Source organism: Parasynechococcus sp. (assembly GCF_042954245.1).
GTDB lineage: Bacteria > Cyanobacteriota > Cyanobacteriia > PCC-6307 > Cyanobiaceae > Parasynechococcus.
In genome coordinates this window covers 1-3,519 of sequence record NZ_JBGKDP010000025.1, presented here as the reverse complement: position 1 = coordinate 3,519, position 3,519 = coordinate 1, and the positions used below count along the sequence as shown (strand labels likewise).

The following is a 3,519-nucleotide window of genomic DNA, read 5'->3' as shown; positions in this document are numbered from 1 at the left end:
TGGTGCACTCGAACACCGCATCGGTGAAGGAGGCGGGGGTGGGACCACCGTTGGCGCCGTTGACCTTGACGCCGAAGTCACCGTTCTCACCACCCGGGGTGTGGCTGGCCGAGAGGATGATGCCGCCGATGGCCTGATGCTGCCGGATCAGGTTGGAGGCGGCAGGCGTGGAGAGGATGCCGCCAGTGGTGACGATCACCTTGCTGAGGCCATGGGCGGCGCCCATCCGCAAGATCACATCGATGGCCCGGCGGTTGCCGTAACGGCCGTCGCCCCCCAGCACCAAGGTGCCGCCTTGCACGCCCGGCAGCGTGCGAAGCGATGCTTCGATGAAGCTCTCCAGGTAATGGGGCTCCTCGAACTGGCGACTACTTTTGCGTAGGCCGGAGGTCCCTGGCTTCTGATCGGTGAAAGGGGTGGCCAGGAGCACCTGGCGTTGGGTCGGTTCTGCAGGGGCCGAGGTGGTCATCACGATGGATGGGGGCTGTGTGCGGAACCTAAACATGGAAATCCATTTGCAAGGCGTCGGTCGCGACCAGTTGACGCCGCTACCCCTTAACCCGCACCAATTCCGACGACCATGCATCGCTGTCTGCTGATGTTGATCGTCGGCATGGCCTGTACGTCCTCGTCAGTTGTTGCATCACAGAGCTGGAAACGGGCTCTTCCCTTGCCGGAGTCCTCTCAGGAAGCCGTTATTGTTACTAATGCTGTCATCAATCAGTCAGGTTCGGAAGAATGCCTGCGCGGCAAGTTTTCCAATGCCATCTTGAGGTTGGCCAACAGTTGTTATGTCTCTGGCCACTCCTCCACGGCGTGTAAGTTGGCCTCCGAAATTCCTGGTCAAGACAGAGAACTGAGCATGGGCGAGACGATCGCCACCTCCGAGATCCTGATCGATCTGCTTGGCGATTCGGAGATATCCCACTGATCGCCTCTGTTTCTTCGATGGACGTCACCCATCCCGGTTCCAAGCTACTCGATGCTGATCAACTCAGTCTTCTGGAGACGTTTCGCGGCAAGGTGGATTCCAGAATCACAAGCCACGGACTGACAGCTGCCGACGTGCAGATGTTTGTGGACGAGATCAAGAAGCACCCCGACGTGAGCGTGGCGCTCTTGGATGTCGTTCGCGGAGAGGTCGCCACCCTGATGCAGGGCCAGCGGTTCAGCTTCGACTTTGATTGATGTCCAGCCAGGCTCAGGCCTGACGCGATTTGGGCTTCTCCTTTTTCATCACCGGCTCGGCGCAGACCCTCGGGATACGCCGGGGTGTGGTGGTGATGGCGTCCTTACGGCGAAAGTCGTTGGTGTTGGTAACCTTGGCTTCATCGATCAGGGACCACAACACGTCTTTGCAGAGCCGCGGCAACCTAGAGTGATCCATCAAAGGATCGGTGAGCTGACGAACCAGCGCGCAAGCTTCAGTTGAGTTGTCGCGGGAGTAGGCATAGGCGGCCTGTTCAATGCTGTGCAGTTGATCCTTGCTGGGCCAGGGCTCGTAGGGCTCAGCCGCGATCACGGGACTGGCGATGGCGAGCAGCAGCAGGATGCGTGTGATCTTGGATATCATGGGACGAGTCTGGCGTGCTTTGCGCAGTTGAAGCAAAGCAATGTTTGGACGATCAATCAGCGAAGTATTTGATGATGTCTTGATGGGGTGAACCTTCGCTTGATCCGCTTTCGTCAGAAGGAAAAAAATCATTTTCATTCGCTTTTTGATGACGATGGGGTCTTTTGGGGTCGTCGATTGCTTTGGTATTCGTTGGTGGATCCTTCTATAAAAGTTTGTAGGCCCAGAATTGATACATGCTTTGGAAAGTTGATAGATTGTTGTTCTCGAATTCGCCCCAGTGGCTGAGTGAGGTGCCATTGCTGTCCTCTGGAAAGCGGTGCTGGTAAGCAGCCTTGATGGATTTTGGAAGCATGAATCCACAAAACACTAGTTTTTCGGCTTCTAAAAGTTTTTCCAGGGTCTCGGTGGTGAACTGATGTTCGTGAACGTGAAAGCAAAGGTCGCGGCACTCGGAGAGCGAATAGAAGTCCTCGCAAGTTCAAATAGATCTTTCAGTTCGTGCTGATCCTTGTCAAAGACTTGCTTGCGAAAATCTCTGATGCCTTCCGGCGTGCTTAGAGTGCCCAGATTTCGGATCAGCTCTTGTGCTGCGGAGACTTTCTGCCTGGCAAGTTTGCTGTACAGGCCAAGCTTGAATAGCGGCCCGGCTTGAGTTTGCTGTTGAGTTCTTCCAGCCCCTGGGCGGGGTTCTGCATGTGATGCAGGACGCCGCTGCACTCAATCACATCATAGATATCCTCAAGCTGATTGGCATCCAGAATGTCCAGTTGCCGGATCCGAACATTACGCATGTTGTACTCCTACGATTGTCTTGCTGCGTAGGCCAGGCTGTTATTACTGATATCAATCGCAGTGATCTACGGATTTTTATAGCGATTGGCGTTATCCCGCAATCAGAATCTTCGGGCTGGAGTTGGGTGGCGAGAGTTCAATTGGTGAAGGGGGGATTTGCAATGGTTGTTTCTAAGGAGATGAACTCAGCTGTTTGTTTTGCGAAATGGGAATGGGTGTACTCTGCATGTTTGTATCGAGGGTAGGGGTTTTTCGTACATTTGCTGGACTTCAAGTGACATCTCATCGGTTATTATTTCTTTGCTCTTCTTGGCTTCTGCGATCAGGTCGTCGACCCATTGTTACTCCTCCTCTGATTGCCAATAAACGTATTCGTTCAGGAAGCATTGTGTGGCTAGCGCCTCCAGGAGGGGCCTTGGTGTGGCAGGTATGACGCTATTGGTTCTGATCTGAACCAGGAATTCTTTTTTGAGTCGAGTGAGGAATTCCTCGATTTCTTGATGGGGCGGGATCAGTAATGTCAGCGGCTTTCTGAATCTCCAGTCTGATGCAAGGCCTGGTTTTGATCAGAGATGATTGGGTTTCAACTTGCGGCCATTTAGATGTCTTCGAGGTGGTATTGAACGAAGAGTGGCAGAGTTTGCGACGGTACAAGTCCTCGTAATTGAGAAGTTTTTCGTAGTCTTTGCTGGAGTAGTCTCTGTTGAATTTGTTGATCTTGATGCCGCTGGCAAGGCTTTTCGGCTTCTACAGCGCTTCGATATTGTCTTCATCGAACTCAATGGCCTTGATGGTGGCTGTTAGGGCTTCCTCTGTTTCTCCGAGATCTCGGTAAATGCTGCCCAGATTCATCTGGACGGTTGATAATTCATGGTCAAGATTGAGTGATTTCAATGTGAATTGAAGTGCTTGATCATGCTTTCCGGTGTCCCGGTATAGATTTCCGATGTTGCTATAGATCTGGGGGTAGTCCGGTTCGAAATCTAAGGCTTTTCCGTAGTATTTAAGGGTTTTTTCGATCCTGCCACTGTTCTTGCAAAGGATTCCAAGATTGCAAAAAAATGCAGGATTAGATGTTCCTGCGATGATCATTTTCTTGTAAATCGACTCGGCTTCTTTAAGTCGGCCTGTCTTGTGAGAATAAATGGCTT

5 protein-coding genes and 1 pseudogene are annotated in these 3,519 nt (G+C 52.3%); 2 read left to right on the top strand and 4 right to left on the bottom strand.

Features of this window, described 5'->3' with window-relative positions; genetic code table 11:
* Positions 1–469: pseudogene (locus ACGVJ8_RS00840) on the bottom strand (alpha-D-glucose phosphate-specific phosphoglucomutase); the annotation flags it as partial.
* A gap of 129 nt (positions 470–598) precedes the next feature.
* Here ACGVJ8_RS00840 and ACGVJ8_RS00835 point away from each other — a divergent pair.
* Both ACGVJ8_RS00835 and ACGVJ8_RS00830 read left to right on the top strand, forming a co-directional pair.
* Positions 599–931, top strand: coding sequence for a hypothetical protein (locus ACGVJ8_RS00835; RefSeq protein ID WP_392345049.1), 333 nt, complete (start codon positions 599–601; stop codon positions 929–931).
* A gap of 17 nt (positions 932–948) precedes the next feature.
* Positions 949–1,188 carry a hypothetical protein gene (locus ACGVJ8_RS00830; protein WP_392345048.1) on the top strand — a complete coding sequence of 80 codons (240 nt, stop codon included), beginning with the start codon at positions 949–951 and terminating at the stop codon, positions 1,186–1,188.
* Between the two features lie 13 nt (positions 1,189–1,201).
* Here ACGVJ8_RS00830 and ACGVJ8_RS00825 read toward each other — a convergent pair whose 3' ends face one another.
* The 3 genes from ACGVJ8_RS00825 to ACGVJ8_RS00815 all read right to left on the bottom strand — a co-directional run.
* The gene (locus ACGVJ8_RS00825) at positions 1,202–1,573 is read right to left on the bottom strand and encodes a hypothetical protein (protein ID WP_392345047.1); all 372 of its coding nucleotides are present in this window, start codon (positions 1,571–1,573) and stop codon (positions 1,202–1,204) included.
* A 578-nt stretch (positions 1,574–2,151) separates the two neighbouring features.
* On the bottom strand, positions 2,152–2,367 hold the full coding sequence (locus ACGVJ8_RS00820; protein ID WP_392345046.1) for a class I SAM-dependent methyltransferase: 216 nt from the start codon (positions 2,365–2,367) through the stop codon (positions 2,152–2,154).
* Between the two features lie 748 nt (positions 2,368–3,115).
* The coding region (locus ACGVJ8_RS00815) for a tetratricopeptide repeat protein (protein ID WP_392345045.1) at positions 3,116–3,519 on the bottom strand (404 nt) is incomplete at its 5' end.

Coding starts and splice junctions, on each gene's coding strand:
- ACGVJ8_RS00820 (WP_392345046.1), bottom strand. CDS start 2,367: ATGCGTAATGTTCGGATCCGGCAACTGGACATTCTGGATGCCAATCAG.
- ACGVJ8_RS00825 (WP_392345047.1), bottom strand. CDS start 1,573: ATGATATCCAAGATCACACGCATCCTGCTGCTGCTCGCCATCGCCAGT.
- ACGVJ8_RS00830 (WP_392345048.1), top strand. CDS start 949: ATGGACGTCACCCATCCCGGTTCCAAGCTACTCGATGCTGATCAACTC.
- ACGVJ8_RS00835 (WP_392345049.1), top strand. CDS start 599: ATGTTGATCGTCGGCATGGCCTGTACGTCCTCGTCAGTTGTTGCATCA.